At 66.3% G+C, this 22,365-nt stretch carries 20 protein-coding genes; 4 read left to right on the top strand and 16 right to left on the bottom strand.

From position 1 onward, the window contains the following. Window positions 1-220: 220 nt before the first annotated feature. The 4 genes from AB4Y91_RS10040 to AB4Y91_RS10025 form a co-directional block, all read right to left on the bottom strand. Complete coding sequence (locus tag AB4Y91_RS10040) at window positions 221-1,291, bottom strand: alkene reductase (protein ID WP_441418331.1); 1,071 nt, start codon at window positions 1,289-1,291, stop codon at window positions 221-223. A 90-nt stretch (window positions 1,292-1,381) separates the two neighbouring features. Then, on the bottom strand, window positions 1,382-2,317 hold the full coding sequence (locus tag AB4Y91_RS10035) for a PKD domain-containing protein (protein WP_441418330.1): 936 nt from the start codon (window positions 2,315-2,317) through the stop codon (window positions 1,382-1,384). A gap of 3 nt (window positions 2,318-2,320) precedes the next feature. Continuing rightward, window positions 2,321-2,983, bottom strand: coding sequence for a DUF6318 family protein (locus tag AB4Y91_RS10030; RefSeq protein ID WP_441418329.1), 663 nt, complete (start codon window positions 2,981-2,983; stop codon window positions 2,321-2,323). A 294-nt stretch (window positions 2,984-3,277) separates the two neighbouring features. Continuing rightward, window positions 3,278-3,919 carry a DUF4190 domain-containing protein gene (locus AB4Y91_RS10025; protein ID WP_441418328.1) on the bottom strand — a complete coding sequence of 214 codons (642 nt, stop codon included), beginning with the start codon at window positions 3,917-3,919 and terminating at the stop codon, window positions 3,278-3,280. A gap of 254 nt (window positions 3,920-4,173) precedes the next feature. Here AB4Y91_RS10025 and AB4Y91_RS10020 point away from each other — a divergent pair, with 254 nt between their 5' ends. Both AB4Y91_RS10020 and AB4Y91_RS10015 read left to right on the top strand, forming a co-directional pair. After that, on the top strand, window positions 4,174-4,608 hold the full coding sequence (locus AB4Y91_RS10020; protein WP_441418327.1) for a pyridoxamine 5'-phosphate oxidase family protein: 435 nt from the start codon (window positions 4,174-4,176) through the stop codon (window positions 4,606-4,608). A gap of 40 nt (window positions 4,609-4,648) precedes the next feature. Continuing rightward, entirely contained in the window at window positions 4,649-5,071 is a 423-nt protein-coding gene (locus AB4Y91_RS10015) for a very short patch repair endonuclease (protein ID WP_441418326.1), read from the top strand. A gap of 7 nt (window positions 5,072-5,078) precedes the next feature. On the opposite strand, the gene AB4Y91_RS10010 is transcribed toward AB4Y91_RS10015, so the two are convergent. Beyond that, complete coding sequence (locus AB4Y91_RS10010; protein WP_441418325.1) at window positions 5,079-5,741, bottom strand: TetR/AcrR family transcriptional regulator; 663 nt, start codon at window positions 5,739-5,741, stop codon at window positions 5,079-5,081. A gap of 119 nt (window positions 5,742-5,860) precedes the next feature. On the opposite strand from AB4Y91_RS10010, the gene AB4Y91_RS10005 reads away from it, so the two are divergent. Continuing rightward, a complete protein-coding gene (locus AB4Y91_RS10005) occupies window positions 5,861-6,118 on the top strand; it encodes a hypothetical protein (RefSeq protein ID WP_441418324.1) in 258 nt (85 codons plus the stop codon). 12 nt (window positions 6,119-6,130) lie between these two features. Here AB4Y91_RS10005 and AB4Y91_RS10000 read toward each other — a convergent pair whose 3' ends face one another. From AB4Y91_RS10000 to speB, 10 genes are all read right to left on the bottom strand, one after another. Continuing rightward, entirely contained in the window at window positions 6,131-7,375 is a 1,245-nt protein-coding gene (locus AB4Y91_RS10000) for a 5-methylcytosine restriction system specificity protein McrC (RefSeq protein WP_441418323.1), read from the bottom strand. Beyond that, entirely contained in the window at window positions 7,362-9,590 is a 2,229-nt protein-coding gene (locus tag AB4Y91_RS09995; protein WP_441418322.1) for an McrB family protein, read from the bottom strand. The genes AB4Y91_RS10000 and AB4Y91_RS09995 overlap by 14 nt, the downstream gene beginning before the upstream one ends. A gap of 124 nt (window positions 9,591-9,714) precedes the next feature. Continuing rightward, the gene (locus tag AB4Y91_RS09990) at window positions 9,715-9,969 is read right to left on the bottom strand and encodes a hypothetical protein (protein WP_441418321.1); all 255 of its coding nucleotides are present in this window, start codon (window positions 9,967-9,969) and stop codon (window positions 9,715-9,717) included. Window positions 9,970-10,133: 164 nt separating this feature from the next. Next, entirely contained in the window at window positions 10,134-10,568 is a 435-nt protein-coding gene (locus AB4Y91_RS09985) for an acyl-CoA thioesterase (RefSeq protein WP_441418398.1), read from the bottom strand. 68 nt (window positions 10,569-10,636) lie between these two features. Beyond that, on the bottom strand, window positions 10,637-12,703 hold the full coding sequence (locus AB4Y91_RS09980) for an ABC transporter ATP-binding protein (protein ID WP_441418320.1): 2,067 nt from the start codon (window positions 12,701-12,703) through the stop codon (window positions 10,637-10,639). Beyond that, complete coding sequence (locus AB4Y91_RS09975) at window positions 12,700-14,433, bottom strand: ABC transporter ATP-binding protein (RefSeq protein ID WP_441418319.1); 1,734 nt, start codon at window positions 14,431-14,433, stop codon at window positions 12,700-12,702. The genes AB4Y91_RS09980 and AB4Y91_RS09975 overlap by 4 nt, the downstream gene beginning before the upstream one ends. Window positions 14,434-14,697: 264 nt before the next feature. Continuing rightward, window positions 14,698-16,869 carry an MFS transporter gene (locus tag AB4Y91_RS09970; protein WP_441418318.1) on the bottom strand — a complete coding sequence of 724 codons (2,172 nt, stop codon included), beginning with the start codon at window positions 16,867-16,869 and terminating at the stop codon, window positions 14,698-14,700. A gap of 4 nt (window positions 16,870-16,873) precedes the next feature. After that, window positions 16,874-17,359: a MarR family winged helix-turn-helix transcriptional regulator gene (locus tag AB4Y91_RS09965; protein ID WP_441418317.1), complete on the bottom strand. Its 486-nt coding sequence runs from the start codon at window positions 17,357-17,359 to the stop codon at window positions 16,874-16,876. Between the two features lie 159 nt (window positions 17,360-17,518). Continuing rightward, the gene (locus AB4Y91_RS09960; RefSeq protein ID WP_441418397.1) at window positions 17,519-19,177 is read right to left on the bottom strand and encodes a thiamine pyrophosphate-binding protein; all 1,659 of its coding nucleotides are present in this window, start codon (window positions 19,175-19,177) and stop codon (window positions 17,519-17,521) included. Between the two features lie 5 nt (window positions 19,178-19,182). Continuing rightward, window positions 19,183-20,271 carry an agmatinase gene (speB, locus tag AB4Y91_RS09955; protein WP_441418316.1) on the bottom strand — a complete coding sequence of 363 codons (1,089 nt, stop codon included), beginning with the start codon at window positions 20,269-20,271 and terminating at the stop codon, window positions 19,183-19,185. 322 nt (window positions 20,272-20,593) lie between these two features. On the opposite strand from speB, the gene AB4Y91_RS09950 reads away from it, so the two are divergent. Next, entirely contained in the window at window positions 20,594-21,421 is an 828-nt protein-coding gene (locus tag AB4Y91_RS09950; RefSeq protein ID WP_441418315.1) for a DUF559 domain-containing protein, read from the top strand. Window positions 21,422-21,588: 167 nt separating this feature from the next. Here the strand turns inward: AB4Y91_RS09950 and AB4Y91_RS09945 are convergent, their stop codons facing one another. Next, the gene (locus AB4Y91_RS09945) at window positions 21,589-22,164 is read right to left on the bottom strand and encodes a helix-turn-helix domain-containing protein (protein ID WP_441418314.1); all 576 of its coding nucleotides are present in this window, start codon (window positions 22,162-22,164) and stop codon (window positions 21,589-21,591) included. Window positions 22,165-22,365 lie beyond the last annotated feature (201 nt).

Below are 22,365 nucleotides of genomic sequence, written 5' to 3'. Positions count from 1 at the left end.
CCTCGCCTTCGAGCTGCTCCGGGGGACATGCCCATCCTTCACACCCACCATTGGACATGCCCGTCCTCTGGGTGCGCCACGGTACATGCCCCTCGCCTTCGAGCTGCTCCGGGGGACATGCCCATCCTTAAACGCCAACAGTGGACAGAATCGGATTCTGTCCACCGTTCGAGGCGTGCACTGGGCATGTCCGGTGAATGATTACGCCGGCGCGCCGCTCCTAGTTTTGGTAAGCCGGGTAATCGGTGTAACCCTCGGCGCCGTCGGAGTAGAAGGTGGCCTGGTTGGGCTCGTTGACCGGGAGCCCCTCGCGCCAGCGGCGCACCAGGTCGGGGTTGGCGATGGCCGGTCGTCCAACGACCACAGCATCAGCGTGGCCGTCCGAGACCAGGGACTTGGCTACTTCGGCAGTCGTGATGACGCCAAAGCCGGTGTTCAGCAGGAAGGTTCCATTGAAGCGCGTGCGCAGTTCCTGGACCAGTTCGCTCGTGGGCTCCTTGTGAAGGACGCTGAGGTAGGCCAGCTTCAGCGGGGCCAGGGCGTCCACGAGGTAGCCGTAGGTTGCGCGGACGTCGGCGGCGTCCAGTTCCAGGGCGCCCTGGACGTTGTGCTCCGGCGAGATGCGGATACCTACGCGGTCCGCGCCGACGGCGTCCACAACAGCCTGGACGACTTCGATGACGAAGCGGGCACGATTTTCGGGTGAGCCGCCGTAGTTGTCCTCGCGCTGGTTCGCCGCCGGCGTCAGGAATTCGTGCAGCAGGTAGCCATTCGCGGAGTGAAGCTCGACGCCGTCGAACCCTGCGTCGATCGCATTGCGGGACGCCTGAACGAACTCTTCACGGATGCCGGACAGTTCATCAGTAGCCAGCGCGCGCGGCACCGGGAAAGCCTGTTTGCCCTCGTAGGTACGGGTCTCGCCGTCAATGGCGATCGCGCTCGGGGCGACGACCTCATGGCCGCCAGTGGTGTCCTCGTGCGTGACGCGGCCCGCGTGCATTACCTGGGCGAAGATCCTTCCGCCCTCGGCGTGCACGGCGGCGGTGACGTCGGCCCAGCCCTTGAGCTGCTCCTCGGTGACCAAGCCGGGCTGTCCCGGGAATCCCCGTCCGGCCGGGCTGGGGTAGGTGCCTTCGCTGACGATCAGCCCCAACGAGGCTCGCTGCCGGTAGTGCTCGACCACCAGCGGCCCGGGAATGCCTTCCTTGCCCGAACGGACGCGGGTGAGCGGCGCCATCACGAGCCGGTTCGGTAGTTCAAGCTGGCCGAGGGTCAAGGGGGAAAACAGCATGCGCAGTTCCTTTCGGAGTGGATTGGGTCCACTGGCGGAAACTTCATAGCGTCTGCAACTATTCCTGTTGAGACTCAGATCACGCCTGAATTACCGCGAGGCCGGTGGTGAGCCGGGGCAACCCTGGCCTTCCGGATTTTGGAGACAATCGTCGGCATAGTTGCGGGTGATGGACCGCCAGACGCTGACGGTCTGTGGCGGGGAGCTGAACTGTCCTTCGCCCGGGATCGGCAGCGGTGGGCCGCCGTTGACGGAGTAGGTCCCTTGAAAATACGTGGTCAGCGTCACGGAGAAGTCCCCGGTCTGGGTGTAGATGTGGCTGGTGGTCGTCTTTTCGCCCCAACGGTCCTGCGGTAGTGGTCCGCCGGCCGAGCTCTGTGGGCCCAGCGAAGTACCGTCACCGTAGTTCCAGGTGTATTGGACGGGCTTGGCGTCGACATGGACGGCCTGCGCCAGGATCTTGATGTCGAACTGCTGTTCTGCTGCCTCAGCAAAGAAGTTCGTCTCAGCGCCCCGAAGCGTGTGCGGACTGGGTTGCGCGGTTACTCGGCCCGCGGCGATCGGAAGTTTCCGGAATTCGGCTTGGATCATGGCGGCGATGCGGGGCAACAAGTCCTCGGGTCGCGCATCAAACAGGCACGTTGGCCCGGAATGGTAGCTCCAGACTGGGTTGGGGACCCCTGCAGGAGCCTTGAACCAAGTGACGGGAATCCCGTCTTTACCACCGGGACCGTTCTTGCACTCCATCACGGTCGCCAGGCACTCAGCGTCGAAGTCGCCACCGCCAAGATGGCATTGGAGTTCGTATTTGTACTGGTTGGGGTCATCCGAGAGGGCGCCCGGCACGGCCCAAACGAACGCACCGGAGGATGGGTCGATACTCCAACCCCCGACGTCTACAGTGTCCTCGCCCCAATCACCGGTTATCGGCGGCATCTGGTTGTCTGCCCAAGCGGAGTTAACTCCGGCGAAGTTACCCAGGGTCAACACGGCGGCAAAAATCAGGGTGGATCCCAGCGCGTTCACCGACTAGGCAACTATCCGCTGGATGTTGTTCACGAACCACGATCCCTCTCGGTATACGGCGAGCATGAGATTGCCGGTGTCATCCGGTTTGGGGTCGGACCGATGCAGAGTACCGTTTGGGTTGAAATACGAAATCGCAGATTGGGATACCTGGATCGCGACTTGATAATTTCCATCGGGAGCGACACGAAACGTAGTGCTAACTGAAGGTGTTTGGGTGAGACCACCAGACAACCATCGTCCCCCCTCGTGCCAACCCTTTATTACCGCTTTAGCGCGTTCGCAGGCCCTGCAGCCTGGACTAGTGATGACACTCAAACGTGAGGTATCGCCGGTCTCATAGCCGTAGCTCAGGAGCTGAAACCAATACCTCGCGAACGCTTCCAGCCCCTCCTTCGTCTTGGCCTTCGCAGCCTCCGGCAGCACCGGAACCGGGACGTTCTGGGCCCTCCCCTTGGCGTCCGCCGGCTTATAACTGGCGGTGGCGATGGGCGTCGCGGTGGCGCTGGGAGTCGGGGACGTGTATGTGCTGGTCGACGCATCGCTCGGTGCCGCACTCGGCGGCGCCTGGCCGGCGGTGCAGGCCGTTCCCATCAGGGCAATACCGGTGAGCAGGGCGGCCGCGGCGGTGAGCCTGCGGCTGGAGGTTGGAGTGCGAGATGTCATGTTCAGCTAATCCCCCGATAGAAATCAAGACGCCTGAATCCAAACAATGCCTAAGGGTAACTGACACCACACTCTCGCCGTAAGGGTTATCCACAGGCCCCCGCCTCACTTCTGAACCACCCGCCCCTAGGGAAGCAGGCGCCCCAAAAGCCTCACTCCACACCCCCAAAGACACCCCCAAACGCACTACAAAGACACCCCAAACGCGCCCCCAATTGCCAACGCAAACAGGGCGTTGCAGAAGTTCCTGCAACGCCCCCGCCGTGGGCCGGATTTCAGGCCCGGCTCAGGTTCCTACTTCTGTTTGTCCGCCCCGAGGCCCGAGCCGCTGCAGCTTGCCATGGCGCCCTGGCCGGTTCCGGAGTTCTTCGAGATCGACTTGCCGTCAAACAGAATTTCGCAGCCAACCTTTGCCGCGGCATTCGAAAAATCCCCGCTGACAACCAGGGAGAGCAGGTCCGAATTCTTCACGGTCTGCTCCTTCTTCCAGCCAGTGCTGACATCAACGTTGGACGTCCCGCCGCTGGTCCAGTAACTGACCGAGGCTTTGCCGTTCGTGGTCACCACGTACTGGACCTTGTGCTCCGAGTTCAGCGCCTGATCGGCCGAGGAAACAGCAGCGGACACCACGGCCATCCAGATAGCCGCGATCACAATGCTCAGAATGCCAAGAACGATGCCCGCAATCGCGGCACCCTTCTTGGCGAACTTGCGGGTAGCACCGATGATCCCGAACAGGACGGCCAGTGGACCCAGGACAAAGGCGACGACGCCCATCACCGGGATGAACGAAAAGACGACAGCAACAATGCCGAGCACCAGCGCGGTGGTGCCCCAGCCGTTGCCCCGCGGGGCAACAGGAGCGCCGCCCATACTCGGAACGGTGGACGTGGGCGCATCCGCGGGCGCGGTGCCGTGTGAATTGAAAGTACTCATGATTCCCCATACTCATGGCCAGGCGGTGCCTGGCGGTGCGAAGTGTCCGGGCCCAAGCGCCCCCATGGCGCGGAGGGGCATCTCGTCCAACGGAAAAACACCCTGATGGGCCACCGCTGGATGCGATGCAATCCGAACAAGATGAACGATAGGGAGGGGGTCGGACAATATAGCGACCGCAACCTCACGACCGACTAAGCAATCAATTCCGATTGCCTCTGGCGTTTTTCTACACGGGACAGAACAATGAGCCCATGATGTTCGAACACGCAGACAGCAGCCCCATCTTGAACCTGTCCGAGGATGAGACCTGGAAACTCATCGAAGGAACTAAACACGGCAGGCTCGTCGTCACCGTGGCCGGCGAACCGGATATTTTCCCGGTGAATTACGCCGTCGACAACCGGAAGCTTTACCTGCGCACGGCGCCCGGCAACAAGCTGGCCGAACTGACCATCAATTCCAAGGTGCTGTTTGAAACCGACGGCATCCTCTCCGAAGAGGCATGGTCGGTGGTCGTTCGCGGCACGGCACGGGTCCTGGAGCAGTCGGCGGACATCGCCGTGGCCGAGGCGCTGGGCCTTAAACCGTGGGTGCCGACGCTGAAAGACTTCTACGTTGAAATCGCTCCGACGTCGGTCAGCGGCCGGCACTTCCAGTTCGGCGAACACCCCGAACGGGAAATCTAGGCCAAATTCGCGGCAGACAGCCGCCGCCTAGACTTAAGCCATGGCGGACAGTCTGACCCCGGAGCGGCGCAGCTGGAACATGTCCCGCATCAGGGGGAAAAACACCAAGCCCGAACTGCTGGTCCGCCGGATGCTGCACGCGAAAGGCTACCGCTACCGCTTGCACGGCACCGCCCGTGGCGGCAGGCTCCCCGGAAACCCCGACCTGGTGTTCGCCAGCCGCCATAAAGTCATCTTCATCAACGGCTGCTTCTGGCATTTCCATGACTGCAGGGTCGGCCAGCATGCACCCAAATCCAACGCGGATTTCTGGGAAACCAAGCGCGCCCGCACGCGGGCCCGCGACGCCGAACAGCGCCGCCTGCTCGAAAGTTCGGGCTGGGACGTTCTCACCGTCTGGGAGTGCGAGCTCAAAGACCTCTCGGCCCTCGAGCAGCAACTGGACAGTTTCCTCGGCCGCTAAGTCTGCGCTAAGACTGGTGGTGCGCAATCAGCCACTCGGCCATCTCCCGCGACCGGCCGGCGGCTGCGCGGTCTCCTCCGGCCGCGGCGACGATCGAGCCCTTCATCAGGATGTACCAGGACCGGGCGAAGCCGTCAGGATCCGCCAGGGCCGCCTCCTCGGCGAGCTGCTGCACATGGCCCCGGATCTTGTCGAGGTAATCGATGCTCGCCCTGCCCAATGGATGCGACGGGCCCATCTCCAGCAGGATGTTCACGAAGGAACAGGCCTCGAAGTCGTCCCGCGCGAACCAATCGGCAAACACATCGAAGATGGCCAGCAGCTGCTCCACGGGGGTGCGCCCCCGGCGTCGGGCCTCGGAAATGATGGTGGCTACGGTCCACTGCCGGTCGCGGCGTTCCAGGAAAGCCAGCACCAGCTCGTCCTTGGAGCCGAAGTGCCGGTAGAAGCTGGCTTTCGCCACTCCGGAGCGGCCGATGAGTTCGTTAATGCCCACGTCCCGCACGCCGCGACGCGAAAATAATTCATACGCGACATCCAAAATACGCTCCCGGATCCCGGTAATCTCAGCACCACCGGCGTTGGTCCCACCGCCGGACGCAGGAACGCCACCACTGCCCGCGCCATGGGGCTGTGGAGAGGGAGCCTGGGAATTGGTTGAAACAGACATCAAAAATATAGTACCGCTACGCGAGACAGACTGGTCTCCCTGAGCTAAGATCAAAACTCGGGGACTAGGACTCTATTGGTCAGTACGTGGGGATACTACAAACTCCGCAGGAGAGCACCATGCCACACTTGTTGTTGTCTACCGAGACCCGCACGCGGCACGCCGCCCGGAGCCCCGAAACACATGAGGATCTGGAGCCCCTGCGCCGTCAGGTTTCCGCCATCATCGAGGCGATTCTTGAAGAGACCAAGCCGGACGAGGCCTTGGTCCGGGAACAGCTCCGCTGGCACGTCGCGAACAATCCCGGGGAGCCGGAAAAAGCGCTCCTGAACCACCTGCTGTCAGTCTCCACGACCCTGCAGGACGACACCGCGTAGATGGGCATCCCGTCAGCGGCTGATCGTCGCCTGACGGACCACTTCGCCCCACGACTGCTGCGCCAGGTCAGCCACTGACGCCAGGATTTCCGACGGCGGCAGCGACAGATCCAGCGGAAATTCCACCACATCGATATCCGTGTTGAGGATCCGCCGCAGCTTGATCTCCCCCGCGCCGGCGTAAACCAGCCACGCCGTCGGCACCCGCAGCGACGTGCAATACGCGAGCATCCGGTAGTGGTCAGCGGACAGTGAGGCGCCGATGTCGGACGCCGCCTTGTACTTCGCGTCGTACACCATCACGGGCCGGCCGCCCAGCAGATGCACCGCGCCCGGTTGCACCATGATCCGGTCGGAATCCCGCACCGCCTCATTCAGCATCGAGTTGTAGCGCAGCCGCATCTCCCCCGGATACGCGGCCATGGCCTCGCGCAGCGCGGTGCCGACAAAGTCCTCGAAGACTTTGGACATGTCCACCACGAACGACGCCGAGTGCTGCTTTCCGTCCCCGGCTTCGGCCGAGGCGTTGCGCAGGATGACCTCCGCGAGCCGCAAGGCCGCGTGGTAGCGGGTGTTCATCCGGCTGGCCCGCCACCGCGGCAACGGGGCGCCGGACTGCAGGCGCGTCACGGCGTCGAGCTTTCCCTTCAACCGCCGCAGCCGGCTCAGCACATCGGCCCGCACCCCCGGCACCTGCGACATCCGTTCTAGGGCCGCGCGCAGGATGCGGTTTTCCGGGATGTCCTCGGTGAACTCGTCGTAGGAGACCTCGAGCGGCACCAGCATGCCGGGGCGGCGGGAGATCTGGTCGGACATCCTGATCCGGCCCTTGACGGTGCGGAGCGACTCGTCGACGTTCAGGTAGCCCTGCAGCACCCCGCGGCTGAGGGCCCGGTCGGCGAGCTGGGCCAGCGACTCGGCCAGGGCGCTCCAGAGATCGGTGTCCTCGACCGCGGCCACGGCGTCATCCCGAAAGCCCTGGTTTTCCGTGTAGCCGAGCAGGAACAGCAGCCGGCCGAGGCCCAGCCGCTCCTTGGGCCGGACTTCCAGCTGCACTGAGGGGGTGCGCACGGAGCCCACCTTGCCGACAGGTTCGATCCGGAACAGGCCCATGCCCAGCGGAGAAGCCTTGGCCAGTCCGCTGCCGTTGATGTACGCGGCGCTGCCCGCATCGACCCGTTCCACCACTCCCCCGGACAGTTCATCCAGGACGATGTGGCGGACGGTGCCGGCAGGGGCGAGGCTAGACGCGCGCAAGGCGGCTCAACAGTTGCTCCAGTCCGAACCGTTCCTCCAGCTGCGCCCGGTTGAGCTGGCCGTGGTAGTGCTCCTCCAGCAGCGGCATCAGCTCGTACTTCCAGATCCGGCGCAGCCCGGTGGGTGTCTGGGCGGCCTTTTTCATGAAGTAGGACGGCCCGATCATCAGGTCCCGGTCCCACTCGTCGATGGCGTTGTTCAGCTCGTCGAGCAGCAGCGCCGGCGTCGTGTCCAGGCCCCGGGCCTGCAGGAAGCGCAGCAGCGAGCCCTTGACCGGTTCGGTCTTGGGATGCAGTTCGATGAAGGAGAACCGGCGGCGGATGGCGGCGTCCATCATCGCGATGGAGCGGTCCGCGGTGTTCATGGTGCCGATGATGTACAGGTTGTCCGGCAGCGAGAACGGCTCCGTGGGGCTGTATTGCAGGTAGATCCGGTCGTCGCGGTACTCCAGCAGGAAGTACAGCTCGCCGAAGACCTTCGCCAGGTTGGCCCGGTTCATCTCATCGATGATCAGGAAGTACGGCTTGCCCTCGTTGCCGGGTTTGGCGGCCTCCTCGGCCAGCCTGCGGAGCGGTCCGGCCACCAGCTTAAAGGACACCTGGCCCTCGTCGGTCTTGTCCGGCCGGTAGCCCTCGAAGAAGTCCTCGTAGGCGTAGGAGGGGTGGAACTGGACGAGCTTGACCCGCTCGTCGCCGGTGTCCCCGGCCAGTTCCGCGGCGAGGTGCTTGGCCAGGTAGGTTTTGCCGGTGCCGGGCGGGCCGTAGAGCACCAACTGGCGGTTTTCCTCCAGCAGTTCGGCGATTTCCTGCAGCGGTTCGAGGTCCATGTGCAGGGACGCGGCGAATTCCGCCGTCAGCGGCCGGAAGCCCTCGCACGGCTCGACGACGGCGTCCGGCTCGGCGCCGTCGTCGGCCTCTGCCTCGGCTTCGGCCGGGAGCAAGGACTCGAGCGCCTGGATCACCCGGGTGACGTCCACGATGAGCCCCGAACTGGCCAGCTGGCGCTGCACGTGGCGGGGCAATTCGGCCATCGAGTGGACCTCGTCGAACCAGCGGACCTTCCGGCGTAGCCGGCGGTTGTCATCACGGTGTTCGGGTTCGCCCAGCACCACGCCGACTCGGACGGTCCCCGAGTTCTGGTACAGCGTGAAATCGCCCGGCTTCATCACGGTCAGGAAGGCGAAGACGGCGGTCTTGGTGTCCTCACGTTCCACGTAGCTGAGGTGCTTGTAGTCCTCGTCCACGGCGTGTTGGACCAGGCCGGCGGTCACGCCCGGGTCCAACAGACGGAGGTGTTCGACGTCGAGGGTCACCGCTTCGTCGTTCTGCCAGGCGGCCAGCAGCTCGGCGTTGTCGTGGTGGCTGCGCAGCAACCAGGCGCGGCGGCCGGGATCGGCCACCTTCCGCCACTGGCTGACCAGCTGCCGCGAGTACCAGTCGATCCGCTGCCCGGCCTGCTCGTCGAGGTGCAGCCGGATGCGGTGGATGTCCGCGGAGATTTCCTCGTCGGAGTCACCCCTGGCACCGCCAACCAGGGAGGCGAAGGCATCCCGGATCTCCTGGCGTTCGACGTCGGCAACGACGGGCTCGAAGTAGCCGGGCCAGACCAGGAATTCGATGCTGCGCCGGATCGCGGGCTGGTCTTCCGGGGTGCCAATGGTGAGTTCGTGGAAGGCCAGCGGGTCCTTGATTGCGGCCTGGACGACGCCGGCGGGTCGCTGGGCGACATGCCGAACGAAGCGGCAGAGCCACTTCAGGTGGTCCCAAATCGTCCAGTTGAACTCCGCGGTGCGGTCCCGGATCACCCCGTGGTCCGTCATGCCCGCATAGAGTTCGTCCGGGAGCGCCAGCGGAGGCTCCAGCCAGGACGCCGCCTCTGCGACGCGGGCCCGCTTGACCTTGAGTGACTTGACCTCGTGCGCCAGCGGCAGCGACTGCAGGAACAATAGCTCGACGGCCAGCTGCTTCGCCCCGCGGGTGGCGCCCTCAAGGTTTTCGCGGAGGTTGGTCATCATCGGCGCCTTGGGGTCCGGGATGCCCCGTTCCAGCCGCTCCAGCAACTCCGAGGCCGCCGCAACCGACCACGTCCTAGTCCGGCCGTCCAGCGGCGACGCCTTGCCGAGCAGCCCCGGGCCCAGTACAAACCACGCCGCGTCTTCGATCTCTTTGGAGATGCCGAGGGCGCGGTGCATGGCGGGCTTTTTGTTGGGGGTCATGCCTTCAATTTACAGGCTTAAGCTGAACGCCCGCATCACGCCGCAGATCAGAACTACCGGCGAGTAGCTTTGTTCCGCGGTTCTGGCGGAGCCCGCAGAGCGCCCGCGGAGGGCGGCCGGGGTATTACTTGACGGCCGGGCGGCGCCTGACGCCGAAGGTGAAATAGCTGCCCGGGCCGACGAAGTTGATGAGAGTGGCTGCCCGCCACAACGCTTTGCTGCCGCGGATCTCCTCCGCCGGACGGCGCGAGATGTCGCGCTGGGCGGCAATCAGGAGGGAGAGCTGGACGACGGCCGCTGTGATGGTGCCGAACTTCGCCATCGGCGAGAGCTCTTTCCAGGTCTTCTTCCGCGCCTTCATCTTGCTTCGCTTGGCCATGATCCGTGCTCCTAAGGTTTGCATCCTGCCGGCTTCCCGCGGGCCTGTTCAGTCTAGGACCGATCCCGGCAGCGAGGTAGGGGCTAGTGGGTCTGGCGGGCCGCCGGCCCAACTAGCTCGCATTAGTTGTCGTTTAGCGGGCTCAAAACGACAACTACTGCCAGTCAGTTGGGTTCGTGGCGGGCCGCCGCGAAAGGCGCGAGCTTTGCCTTCTGCTCGGGGGTCAGCCGAAGCACCCGCCCGGTGGCTTCGTCCACAAACGCGAGGTGGCTGCTCGCCTTGACGCAGTCTTCGCCGGTGACGGGGTCCTGGACAAGGTAGTGGATGTCGAAGCTGGCCCCTTTGACCGCGCCGACCCACAACTGCACCACGGCGGGAACGTTGCGGTATTCCAGCGTCCGGACGTAGCGGATCTTATGCTCCACGACCAGCGCCAGCGTGCCCTCCGGGATGTCGTTGAAGAGCGACACCTGGGGTTCCATGCCGGGCAGGCCCGCTCCCCGCGGCGGCCCGAAGGCGGCGATGCGGGCCTCCTCCAGGATCCGGACGATCTGCACGTTGTTGATGTGGCCGTAGGCGTCCATATCGCCCCAGCGCATCGGCACCTGCACCTCGAGGCGCCGGGGTTCGCTGGTTCCGGGCATGCTCCCGGCCCCGGTCCCGGCGCTCAGCTGTGCACCGCCGTCGGCTCTTCCTCGAGAGACGCCTCAGCGTCTTCGCCGGCGAACTGGGACATGTACAGGCGGTAGTAAGCACCGCGCAGTTCGAGCAGTTCCGCGTGCCTGCCCTGTTCGACGATGCGTCCGGCTTCCATCACCAAGATGGTGTCCGCGTCCCGGATGGTGGAGAGGCGGTGGGCGATCACGAAGCTGGTCCGCTCGGTGCGCAGCGCGGCCATGGCCTTCTGGACCAGAACCTCGGTGCGGGTATCAACCGAGCTGGTGGCCTCGTCCAGGATCAGCAGCGAGGGGTTGGCCACGAAGGCCCGCGCAATGGTGATCAGCTGCTTCTCCCCGGCGCTGACGTTGTTGCCTTCCTCGTCGATGACGGTGTTGTAGCCCTCCGGCAGCGCCCGCACGAAGCGGTCCACGAAGGTCGCCTTCGCCGCGGCCATGATCTGGTCCTCGGTGGCGTCCAACTTGCCGTAGCGGATGTTCTCGTAAATCGTGCCGCCGAACAGCCACGCGTCCTGCAGGACCATGCCCACCTTGGAGCGCAGTTCGGCGCGGCTGAGCCGGGTGACGTCGACGCCGTCGAGCGTGATGCTGCCTGCGTTGAGCTCGTAGAAGCGCATCACGAGATTCACCAGGGTGGTCTTGCCCGCCCCGGTCGGGCCGACGATGGCCACGGTGTGCCCGGGCTCGGCGGTGAAGGACAGGTCCTCGATCAGCGGCTTGTCCGGGGTGTAGCTGAAGGTGACGTGCTTGAACTCAACGTGCCCGTCAGTTTTGGCCGGGAGGTGCTCGAGGGCGGTCTCGGCGTCCTGTTCGTCGGCGTCGAGGAATTCGAAGACCCGCTCGGCGGAGGCCACGCCGGACTGCAGCATGTTGGCCATGCCGGCCATCTGCCCCAGCGGCTGGGTGAACTCGCGCGAGTACTGGATGAACGCCGTGGCGTCGCCCAGGCTCATCCCGCCCGAGGCCACCCGCAGCCCGCCGACGACGGCGATCCCCACGTAGCTGAGGTAGGAGACGAACTGCATCACCGGCATGATCATGCCGGACACGAACTGGGCGCCGAAGCTGGCCTTGTAGAGTTCCTCGTTCCGTTCGTCGAAGCGAGCCAGCATGTCGGCGTCGCGACCGAAGACGCGGACCAGGTCGTGGCCGGAGAAGGATTCCTCGATCTGGCCGTTGAGCTCGCCAGTGTTCTTCCACTGCGCGGCGAAGAGCTTCTGGCTGCGGGCGCCGATGATGCCGGCGGCCACCCCCGAGAGCGGGAGGGCGATGAGCGCGATCAGGGCCAGCTGCCAGGACACGATGAACATCATGATCACGATGCCGATCACGGTCAGTGCCGAGTTCACCAGCTGCGCGAACGCCTGCTGCAGGGCCTGCTGGATATTGTCGACGTCGTTGGTGACGCGGGAAAGGATGTCGCCGCGCTGGCGGGTGTCAAAGTAGCCCAGCGGCAGCTTATTGAGCTTCTTCTCGGTGTCGTCGCGCAGCCGGCGGACCACCCGCATGACCAGCACGTTCAGGACGTAGCCCTGCAGCCACAGGAAAATGTTCGCGACGAAGTACATCACCAGCACGATGCTGATGAGGAAGGCGAGCTTCTGGAAGTCGATGCCCACGCCGGGCACAACGTCCATCCGGGCCAGCATGTCCGCGAAGTTGTCCTGGCCCTGGGAGCGCAGTCCGGCGATGAACTGGTCCTTGGTGGCGCCGGCCGGCAACTGCTTGCCGACCACTCCCCCGAAGATCACGTCCATCGCCTGGCCCAGGATGCGCGGGGCGATCACGTTGAGGACGACGGCGACTGTCACCATCGCGAGGACCGCGGCGATGCCGGCCCGCTCGGGTTTCAGCAGGCCCATCAGCCGCTTCGCCGAGGGCCAGAAGTGTTGGGCCTTCTTCGCCGGCACGGCGCCGAACATACCGCCGTCGGCTTCGCCGGGGGTGAATTCCTCCTCGTAGAAGTCCTCCTCGGGAGCTTCGGCGGGGGCCTCCACGGGCGCCTCGTGGGGAGCCTTGCCGGCGGAGCCGTGGCTGAGCTTTTCGTTGGTGCTCATGCGATGGCCTCCGCGGTCAGCTGGGATTCGACGATTTCCTGGTAGGTGCTGGAGCTGGCGAGGAGCTCCTCGTGGGTTCCGCGGTCCACGATCCGGCCGTTGTCCAGGACGAGGATCTGGTCCGCGTCCGCGATGGTGGAGACGCGCTGGCCCACGATGATCACCGTCGCGTCGGCCGTCTTGGCCTTGAGCGCCTTCCGCAGCCGGGCGTCGGTGGCGACATCCAAGGCGGAGAAGGAGTCGTCGAACAGGAAGACCTTGGGTTCGGTGACGAGTGCGCGGGCGATGCAGAGACGCTGCCGCTGGCCGCCGGAGACGTTGGTGCCGCCCTGGGAAATCCGGGCGCCGAGTCCGTTTTTCTTTTCACGGACGAAGTCTGCGGCCTGGGCCACCGTGAGGGCGTCCCAGAGTTCCTCGTCGGTCGCTTCGGACTTGCCGAAGCGCAGGTTGTGCTCGATGGTGCCGGAGAACAGGTAGGGCCGCTGGGGCACCATCGCGACGCGCCCGGTGATTTCGGCGCGGTCCAGTTGGGTGACCGGGACGCCGTCGAGCAGCACCTCGCCGGAGGCGGCGTCGAAGAGCCGCGGCAGCAGCGCCAGCAGGGTGGTCTTGCCTGCGCCGGTGGACCCGATGATCGCGACGGTCTGGCCCGGTTCGGCGGTGAAGCTGATGTCACTGAGCACCGGTGCCTCGGCACCGGGGTAGGCGAAGGAGACGTTCCGGAACTCCACCCGGCCAGCCTTGGCGGCGGGCGCCACGGGGGCGAGCGGTTCGTGGATGGAGGGTTCGACGTCGAGCACCTCGCCGATGCGGTCCGCGCAGACGGAGGCGCGCGGGATCATCATCGCCATGAACGTGCCCATCATGACGGCCATCAGGATCTGCAGCAGGTACTGCAGGAACGCCGTCAGCGAGCCCACCTGCATCTCCCCGGCGTCCACCCGCTGGCCGCCAAACCAGAGCACGGCGGCGGTGGAAACGTGCAGGATCATCCCGATCGCAGGGAACATCAGCACGAACAAGGCGCCGATCTTGAGCGAGACGTCGGTGAGTTCCTTGTTGGCGGCGCCAAAACGCTGCGCTTCGTGCGGCTCGCGGACGAACGCACGGACCACGCGGATGCCGATGATCTGCTCGCGCAGGATGCCGTTGAGCCGGTCGATCTTGGCCTGCATGGAACGGAACAGCGGCATCAGGCGGACCACGAGGTAGCCGACCACGACCACCAGCAGCGGCACCGAGACCCAGACCAGCCAGGACAGGTTGAGGTCCTCGCGGAGGGCCATGACGATGCCGCCGATGCACATGATGGGCGTGGCCACCATGAAGTTCAGCCCCATCAGCATCAGCATCTGGACCTGCTGGACGTCGTTGGTGCCGCGGGTGATCAGCGTTGGGGCGCCGAAGACGTTGACGTCCCTGGCGGAGAAGCTGCTGACCTTGCGGAAAACGCCCCGGCGCAGGTCCCGGCCGAACGCCATCGCGGCCTTGGAACCGAAGTACACACCGGCAATCGCGGTGACCACCTGGACCAGGGCGACGCCGAGCATGAGACCGCCGGTGCGCCAGATGTAGTCCGTGTCGCCGCGGGAGACTCCCTCGTCGATGATTTGGGCGTTGAGGCTGGGCAGGTACAGGGCCGCGATAGTGGAGGCCAACTGGAAGATGACGACGGCCGCAATAAACGGCAAATACGGCTTGGAATAGCGCCGTATGAGGGTGACAAGCATGCCCACGGGTCCTTAAGAATGGTTCATGAAGCGCAGAAGAGGAAGAACAGCAGACGAACAAGGAAAGTTATGGCAGCCGGGACCGACAGCCTTAGCTGTCCCACTCTACGAAATCCCGTGCCGGGGTGGTACCTCCAGCTGCGGATGTCAGCCAATCGTTGTACTTAACCCGCTGCGGCGGCCACCGCCAGGGCGCCGAGGCGTCCAAAAGCGGCCCCGCGGCTCCCCCGGAGGGCAGACGCGGGACCGCTTTCGTGGGGTCGTTTACTCGCCGCGGTGCCGGCCCTGCGTGGCGATGTAGTCGGCCGCCGCGCGCTGGAGCTTGCGTTCCTTGGCGAGCTGGCGCCGCAGGGTGGTGAGTTGCTCCGCCACCCGGGCCTGTTCGGCCGCGATCGCGCGCTGTTCCGCCGCCTGCTCGTGGACGGCACGCAGGGCATCCGCCAGCTGCACCTGCTGTTCGGCCAGCAACCGCTGGGTCTGGAGCAGCAGGGGCACGACGTCGGCGTCGTCGGCGCGCGCCTCGGCCACCATGGTCCGGGCCCGGAGCCGGGCGCCTTCACGCTCGGCCCTGGCTTCGCCGTCATTGTTCTGGCGGTTGTCCGCACTCAGCCGCGCGGCGTCCGGGAACCGGGACCCGGTGGCGCGCTGCCGGCTCAGGACCTCGATGAACTCGCGGTCCAGGTCGACGATGCCGGTCTCGGCGGAGTCGTGCCCTGGCGTGGGAGCCGCGGCGGGCCCCGCTGCGGGGCCGGAAGCGGCGGCGGCGTGGGCAGCCACCCCGGCGGCAGCTTCGACGTCGGCGGCGGTTCCGGAACCGGTAACGGCGGCGGAGGCCGAAGCTTCCGGTCGGATGTCGACGGTGCGGCGGAGCGGCTTTTCCTTGATGAACAGGATGGCCACCAGCGCCACCAGACCGATGATGGCGGAGATCAGGAAGACCTCTGCGATCGCGTCACCGTAAGCGGCCCGCATGATGTCGCGGATCGGTGCGGGCATGTCCTTGAGGTCCATGCTGGCCCCTGTGGATCCTGCCGGGACCTTGATCCGGGCGGCAGCGAGGCCTTCCACGGCCAGATCCTTGACCCGATTGCCCAGCACGGCGCCGAGGACCGAGACGCCGATGGCGCCGCCCACGGACCGGAAGAAGGCTACCGAGGCGCTGGCCGTGCCGATGTCCTTGGCCTGGACCGTGTTCTGGACGGCGAGGACGAGGTTTTGCATCAGCAAGCCCAGCCCGACGCCGAGGATGGCCGTGTAGATTCCGGTCAGCCAGAGCTCCGTGGTGTGGTCCATGCTGCCGGCCAGGCCGAGGCCGCCGATCAGCGCGACGGCGCCCGCGACCAGGTAGCGCTTCCACTTGCCGGTGCGGCTGATCAGCTGGCCGGAGAGCACGGAGCCGATCAGGTTGCCCGCGATCATGGGCAGCGTGAGCAGGCCGGCTTCGGTGGGGGTGGCACCGCGGGCCACCTGGAAGTACTGGCCCAGGAACGTCGAGGAGCCGAACATGCCCACCCCGACGGCGACGGAGGCGAGGATCGCCAGGGCGGTGGTGCGCTCGGAGATGATCTTGAGCGGGATGATGGGCTGGGCCACCTTGGATTCCACCAGCACCAGCAGGCCCAGGAGCACGATGCCGCCGCCCACCATGGCGACCGTCTGCCAGGACCACCAGTCGTAGTAGTCCGGGTTGCCGGCGAAGGAGACCCAGATCAGCAGCAGGCTGACGCCGGAGGTCAGCAGGATGGAGCCGAGCCAGTCGATCTTGGCGGGGCGCTTGACGTGCTGGATCTTCAGTGTGACCTGCAGCAGGATCAGGGCGACGACGGCGAGCGGGACACAGACGAAAAAGGTCCAGCGCCAGCCGAGCGGGCTGTCGACGATGAAGCCGCCGAGCAGCGGGCCGCCCGCCGTGCCGACGGCCATGACGCCGCCCATGTAGCCGGAGTACTTGCCGCGGTCGCGCGGCGGGATCATCGAGCCGATGATGGCCTGCGCCAGGGCGGTGAGGCCGCCCATCGCGATGCCCTGGATGACGCGGGCGGTCAGCAGCAGCGGGATGGTCTCGGACAGGCCCGCCATGACGGAGCCGGCCACGAAGATCACGATGCTGAGCTGGACGAGGACCTTTTTGTTGAAGAGGTCCGCGAGCTTGCCCCAGATCGGGGTGGTGGCCGCGTTGGCCAGCAATGCTGCCGTGATGACCCAGGCGAAGTCCGTCTGGGTGCCCTTGAGTTCGGACATGATGGTCGGCAGCGCGTTCGCAACGATGGTGCTGCTCAGGATGGCAGTGAAGAACGCCGCCAGCAGGCCGGTCAGCGCTTCCATGATCTGCCGGTGGCTCATGGCCGCCTGCGGTTCGTGGTGCGGTTGCGGTGCGGGGGCCGCTTGCGCGGTGGTGGCCGGGGACGGCCCGGCGGCGGCAGCGTGGCTGGCCATAGACTTACTCCTCAACAAAGTTGGTCGTGTCGGCGGATCCGGCCGTCTTTGCCCGGGCTGAACTCCTGAGGGATTCAGCTAGTTTCTTCAAGGTGCGCGAGGTCTCTTCGACGTCGTCCTCGCTCCAGTCCTGCAGGAAGCCCTGCAGCGTGGCGGCGCGCTGCGCCTCGATGGAGCGCAGTTTCTCGGTCCCGGCCGACGAGAGCGCGATGAGCTGCGCCCGGCCGTCCTCGGGATCCGGCCGCCGGACCACGTAGCCCTGCTCGAGCAGTTCGGCGAGGTGCCGGCTGAGCACGGGGGCGCTGACGCCCAGCCGCTCCGCGAGCTGCGTGGCTCGGGTTTCGCCCTCCCCCACAAAGCGCAGGACGCCCTGCAGCGCGACGCCGGTATCGTCGCCGCGAAGGTTCGCCGCGGCGACGCACCGGACGGCGCGCTGGAGATCGAAGATTTGGTGGACCAGCTTGGCTGCGGTGGTCGATGCAACTGACATGTTTGGAAGCCCCTTACTTACTTGCCTGAAGCAACAATACAATAAATTGATTGCTTTGGGAAACTAAGAAGCCTCGACGGGGAGCGCACCCATACACAAAAGGGCCCCGGATCCGTGAGGATTCGGGGCCCTGTTGTGTTCGTTCGTTGGGATGGGGGTTTAGCCGTCCAGGTGCGTGGGGGCGAACATCTTGAGCAGGGTTTCGACGACGACGACGTTCGGCCCGTCCGCCGCGAAGCCCGCCTTCAGCGCGTCACCGACGTCCTCGGGGGCCACCCGGACCGCCGGGACGCCGAAGGCCTCAGCCAGTTTCACGAAGTCGGGGCGGGCCAGCTCGGTGGCAGTGGCTTTGCCGAACGCGCCCACCATGTACTCGCGCAGGATGCCGTAGCCGCCGTCGTCGACGATCAGCCAGGTGACCGGAACGTTGTGCTGCTTTGCGGTGGCCAGCTCGGAGATCGAGTACATCGCCGAGCCGTCGCCGGACACCGCGAGCACCCGGGCCGAACCGCCCGGTTTACCGGTGGTCTCCAGCCCCACGGCGCCGCCGATTGCCGCCGGGAAGCCAAAGCCGAGGCCTCCGGCGCCCTGGGCGGAGTGGAACTGGCCCTCGCGGGCGTCCCAGCAGCTCCAGGCCCAGTAGGCGGAGATCGTCATGTCCCAGAACGTCTGCATCTGCGAAGGAACGGCTTCGCGGATGTCGGCCATGAACTTCAGTTCCTTGGCGAGGTCCTGCGATTCCAGCCGGGCCTTGACCTTGACCAGGGTCTCTTTGACCATGCTCTCGGCCGAACTGCCGTGCCAGTCGGGGCGGGCGTCGGCCGGTGCGGCTGCCAGGGCCTCGTCGAGGGCTGCGAGCGCCTGGCCGGCGTCGGCACGGATGCCCAGGCCCGGACGGTTGGATTCGAGCACCCGCGGCTCGGCGTCGATCTGGATGATCCGGCCGCGGGGTTCGAAGGTGAAGTAATTGGAGGTGACCTCGCCGAGCGAGGAGCCGATGACGATCAGCACGTCGGCGTCCTCGAGCAGCTCCGTCATGTACTGGTCCTCGATCCAGGACTGGAGCGAGAGTTCATGGGTCCAGGGGAACGCGCCGTTGCCGCCGGGAGTGCAGATCACCGGCGCGTGCAGCTTCTCCGCGAGGGACAGCAGCGACTTCTCCGCGTGGCCGCGGCGGGTGCCGCCGCCGGCGATGATGGCCGGACGCTTCGCCTCCGCAAGCCATTTCGCGGCTTCGCGAACCAGCTCCACGCGGGGCGGGTTGTCCGCGGCTTCGGCGAGTGCATCCTCCACCGGGGGCACCATGATCGGGTCCAGCAGGACATTCTGCGGGATTTCGATCCACACCGGGCCCTGCGGTGAGGAGATGGCCTCGGTCCAGGCGTCCTGGATGGCCGAGGGGATGCCGGAGGCGTGCTGGATCAGCCGCTGGCTCTTGGTGACGTTGGCGGCCGAGGCTTTCTGGTCATCGAGCTGGTGCAGCATGCCCTTGCGCCGCGCCCCGAGGCCGTCGAGCGGAATCTGGCTCGCCACGACCACCATCGGCACCCCGGTGGCGTAGGCCTCCTGCAGGCCGGCCAGGGAGGTCAGCGCCCCGGGGCCGGTGGAGAGGAACAGGACACCGACCTCGCCGGTGGCCCGGGAGTAGCCGTCGGCGGCGAAGGCGGAGTTGTTCTCCACCCGTGAGGAGACGAAGTGCAAGTTTCCGCGGCCCATCGCGTCGAAGAGGCCGAGGGCGTGCTGGCCGGGGATGCCGAACACGGTCTTGGCACCGAGTGCCTCGAGGGTTTCGACGACGAGGTCGCCGCCGTTGCGCATGCCGGTCACTGGGAGACCCCGGTTTCGACCGGCTGGGCTGCCGGAGCGGCGAAGCCGGCCGGACGGCGGGACTCATGGCCGAGGGCCTGCGCGGCGTAGCCGTTGGGCGCGCCGGTCCGGTCGCCGTCGACGGCGCTGTCGGCCATCAGGGTGACGAGTTCGTAGGCGACATGGCTGGCGGCGACGCCGGTGATCTCGGCGTGGTCGTACGCCGGGGCGACCTCGACGACGTCGGCCCCCACCAGGTTCATGCCGCGGAAGCCGCGGATGATCTCCAGCAGTTCGCGGCTGGTGATGCCGCCGGCTTCCGGGGTTCCGGTACCGGGCGCGTGGGCGGGGTCGAGGACGTCGATGTCGACGGAGATGTAGAGCGGGCGGTTGCCGATCCGGTCGCGGACCTTGGCGACGGTTTCCAGCACGCCGTGGTAGTAGACATCGGCGGAGGTGACAATGCCGAAGCCGAAGCGGTGGTCGTCGTCGAGGTCCTTCTTGCCGTAGAGCGGGCCGCGGGTGCCGATGTGGCTGATTGCCTCGGTATCCAGGATGCCTTCCTCGACGGCGCGGCGGAAGGGGGTGCCGTGGGTGTATTCGGCGCCGAAGTAGGTATCCCAGGTGTCCAGGTGCGCGTCGAAGTGCAGCATGGCGACGGGCTGTCCGGCGCGTTCGGCGGCGGCGCGAAGCAGGGGCAGCGCGATGGTGTGGTCTCCGCCCAGCGTCAGCAGCTTGCCGCCGGCAGCGGTCAGGTCCAGCGCGTTCTGCTGGATGGTTTCGATGGCCTCGTTGATGTTGAACGGGTTAACGGCCATGTCCCCGGCGTCGGCGACCTGGATGTTCTCGAAGGGGCTGACGTCCCAGGCCGGGTTGTACGGCCGCAGCAGCCGGCTGGCTTCACGGACGTGGTTGGCGCCGAAGCGCGCGCCGGGGCGGTAGGAGACACCGGAGTCAAAAGGAACGCCGACCACCGTGACGTCAGCCTTGGCCACCTGGTCCAGCCGCGGCAGGCGGGCAAAAGTGGCGGCGCCGGCGTAGCGCGGGATGCGGGAGGAATCGATGGGGCCAAGGTTGCCATTGGCCTCGATGCGCAGCTCTTCCAAGGGAGGAGTCTCCTTCGAGGGTTGTCCGACGGGTGTGACTGCCATCATACACTCGGAGTTGTCTGCTGCGCATCAGTTGTTTACCAACGACGGCGACTGCGCTCGCGCTCCCGCCCAGTTCTTGGGTCGCGCAGCGTGCGCCGCCGCGGCCGGTCCTCGGCTTTCCCGGGCTTTCCACGGCCACCGGGGCCGGCCGGGCCTGGAGAACTGGGCGGGAACGCGGCCGCCGACGGGTCCGGGCGGGCCAGGGCGCCCTCGGGGTTTGTCCAGATAGCCCGGTTGCCGGGTGTCGCCGGACCGGTCACGCCCCTGTACTGGCCTGATGGACCTCCTCGACTACCTCGGCCGGGTGGGCGGCGTCGCCCGGACCGGCCAACTCCTGGCTGCCGGCTTTTCCCGAACGGACGTTGCCCGGCTGCCTGACGACGGCGTGCGCCAGCTGCGGCGGGGCGTATTTGTCCTTCCCGGATGCGCTCCCGAGTTCGTAGCCGCACTCCGGCACAATGCCCGGGTCAGCTGCGCCAGCGCCGCCGGGCACTACGGCCTCTGGTTGCGTGAACCGCCGGACCGGCACCACCTCGCCTGCAACCACGGCCACGGATCCGGCTTCATCAGACACAGGACCGTCAGGTTCGAGGGTCATGCGACACTGCCGCTGGCGGCGGTCGAGGACGTGGTCCTGCACGCCATGAGCTGCCTCGCTCCCCCGGCGTCGACGGCGATGGCGACCTCGGCGCTACGGCTGCATGGTGTGCCTCTGGAGTTGCTGAAGGGCGAGCTCCCGGGCAAAAGATCCGGACCGGTGCGCACGGCACTGCATCTCTTGGACCTGCGGGCCGAATCCATTGTCGAGGTCGACGCCCAGCACCTCTTCAAGACCAACGGAATCGGCTACGACGCCCAGGTCTACCTGCCCGGAATTGGCCGGGTGGACTTCCTGCTCGACGGATTCCTCATCGTGGAGGTGGACGGCTTCGCGTTCCATTCCAACCGCGACGCGCTCCGCCGCGACCTGGGCCGGAACAACGCCTCGACCCTGCACGGGTTTGCCGTGCTCCGGTACATGCCCGAACACATCTGGTTCGAGCCGCAACGTGTCCTGGCCGAGATCCGGGCCGTGCTGGGCCGGGGCCCGCAGTCTGCCCGCTGACGTTCCAGCCCAGTTCTTCGACGTCGGACTCCCGCGCTGCAGCGTCGACCCGCGGAACTCCGGGGCTCGCCTCGGCCAGGCACTAGCCGGGGAGCCAACAACCGGGCAGGAACGCAGCCGGCCCAGGCAGCGCGGCCGCCTGGCGGGTCCGGCCGGGCCCGGAGAACCTACCGGCTCGCGGCCGGAACCAGCACCCAGAGCACCTCAACGGGCTCGTCGCTGGGGTTGATCCAGGTGTGCGGCTCGCGGCCGGGGAAGGTCACGGTGTCTCCGGTTCCCAGCTCGAACTCCTCGTTGGTCAGGATGAGCCGGATGCTGCCCTTGACCACATGGAGCACATCGACGTCGCAGTCCACGGCGTACAACTCGGATTCGCCGCGCCCGCGGGGCTCGATCACGGCCTGGATGATCTGCACCCGGCGCTCGGAGCGGGCGGTGAGCAGGCGTTCCACGATCCCTTCGCCGCCGAGCGAGATCCGGGGGCCCTCGCCCTGCTTGGTGAGGTGGGTTTCCGGCGCGGCAAACAGCTCGCCGATCGAGATGGAGAGGACCTGGCACAGCGTCACCAGCGAACTCACGGAAGGCGAGGTGAGATCACGCTCGACCCTGCTGAGGAAGCCTTTGGTTAGGCCGGTGGCATCGGCGACCTGTTCGATGGTGAGCCGCTGGGACTGCCGGGCGGCACGGATCCTGGAACCGATGGCAACGGGAACGTTGCTCGGTTCTACGGGTAGAGCCTTCATAAGGGAACCTTTCACGGCCGGCCGCGCGGCCCCATCATTGGAGCCAATCCTAGCCGCAGACCGGCACCGGGATGCCCGGAAGGACACGCCGCGGAAAGACCTTGACTGTTACCCCCGTCACAACTTACTGTTTGGCAACAACTGTTGCCTATTAGGCAATGGAGGGAGTCTCACCGGCTGCCCTCCCGCAATCTACCGTCA

Origin of the sequence: Arthrobacter sp. YAF16 (assembly GCF_052113385.1) — a bacterium.
Taxonomy (GTDB): Bacteria; Actinomycetota; Actinomycetes; order Actinomycetales; family Micrococcaceae; genus Arthrobacter.
This window is presented reverse-complemented; position numbering and strand designations above follow the sequence as displayed.

What these genes read in the sequence shown, in the direction of transcription:
- AB4Y91_RS10010 (WP_441418325.1), bottom strand. Translation starts at nt 5,741, where the DNA reads ATGTCTGTTTCAACCAATTCCCAGGCTCCCTCTCCACAGCCCCATGGC.
- AB4Y91_RS10030 (WP_441418329.1), bottom strand. Translation starts at nt 2,983, where the DNA reads ATGACATCTCGCACTCCAACCTCCAGCCGCAGGCTCACCGCCGCGGCC.
- AB4Y91_RS09965 (WP_441418317.1), bottom strand. Translation starts at nt 17,359, where the DNA reads ATGTCAGTTGCATCGACCACCGCAGCCAAGCTGGTCCACCAAATCTTC.
- AB4Y91_RS10015 (WP_441418326.1), top strand. Translation starts at nt 4,649, where the DNA reads ATGGCGGACAGTCTGACCCCGGAGCGGCGCAGCTGGAACATGTCCCGC.
- AB4Y91_RS09990 (WP_441418321.1), bottom strand. Translation starts at nt 9,969, where the DNA reads ATGGCCAAGCGAAGCAAGATGAAGGCGCGGAAGAAGACCTGGAAAGAG.
- AB4Y91_RS10020 (WP_441418327.1), top strand. Translation starts at nt 4,174, where the DNA reads ATGATGTTCGAACACGCAGACAGCAGCCCCATCTTGAACCTGTCCGAG.
- AB4Y91_RS09985 (WP_441418398.1), bottom strand. Translation starts at nt 10,568, where the DNA reads ATGCGCTGGGGCGATATGGACGCCTACGGCCACATCAACAACGTGCAG.
- AB4Y91_RS09980 (WP_441418320.1), bottom strand. Translation starts at nt 12,703, where the DNA reads ATGAGCACCAACGAAAAGCTCAGCCACGGCTCCGCCGGCAAGGCTCCC.
- AB4Y91_RS09995 (WP_441418322.1), bottom strand. Translation starts at nt 9,590, where the DNA reads ATGACCCCCAACAAAAAGCCCGCCATGCACCGCGCCCTCGGCATCTCC.
- AB4Y91_RS10040 (WP_441418331.1), bottom strand. Translation starts at nt 1,291, where the DNA reads ATGCTGTTTTCCCCCTTGACCCTCGGCCAGCTTGAACTACCGAACCGG.
- AB4Y91_RS10005 (WP_441418324.1), top strand. Translation starts at nt 5,861, where the DNA reads ATGCCACACTTGTTGTTGTCTACCGAGACCCGCACGCGGCACGCCGCC.
- AB4Y91_RS09950 (WP_441418315.1), top strand. Translation starts at nt 20,594, where the DNA reads ATGGACCTCCTCGACTACCTCGGCCGGGTGGGCGGCGTCGCCCGGACC.
- AB4Y91_RS10025 (WP_441418328.1), bottom strand. Translation starts at nt 3,919, where the DNA reads ATGAGTACTTTCAATTCACACGGCACCGCGCCCGCGGATGCGCCCACG.
- AB4Y91_RS09975 (WP_441418319.1), bottom strand. Translation starts at nt 14,433, where the DNA reads ATGCTTGTCACCCTCATACGGCGCTATTCCAAGCCGTATTTGCCGTTT.
- AB4Y91_RS09970 (WP_441418318.1), bottom strand. Translation starts at nt 16,869, where the DNA reads ATGGCCAGCCACGCTGCCGCCGCCGGGCCGTCCCCGGCCACCACCGCG.
- AB4Y91_RS09945 (WP_441418314.1), bottom strand. Translation starts at nt 22,164, where the DNA reads ATGAAGGCTCTACCCGTAGAACCGAGCAACGTTCCCGTTGCCATCGGT.
- AB4Y91_RS09960 (WP_441418397.1), bottom strand. Translation starts at nt 19,177, where the DNA reads ATGCGCAACGGCGGCGACCTCGTCGTCGAAACCCTCGAGGCACTCGGT.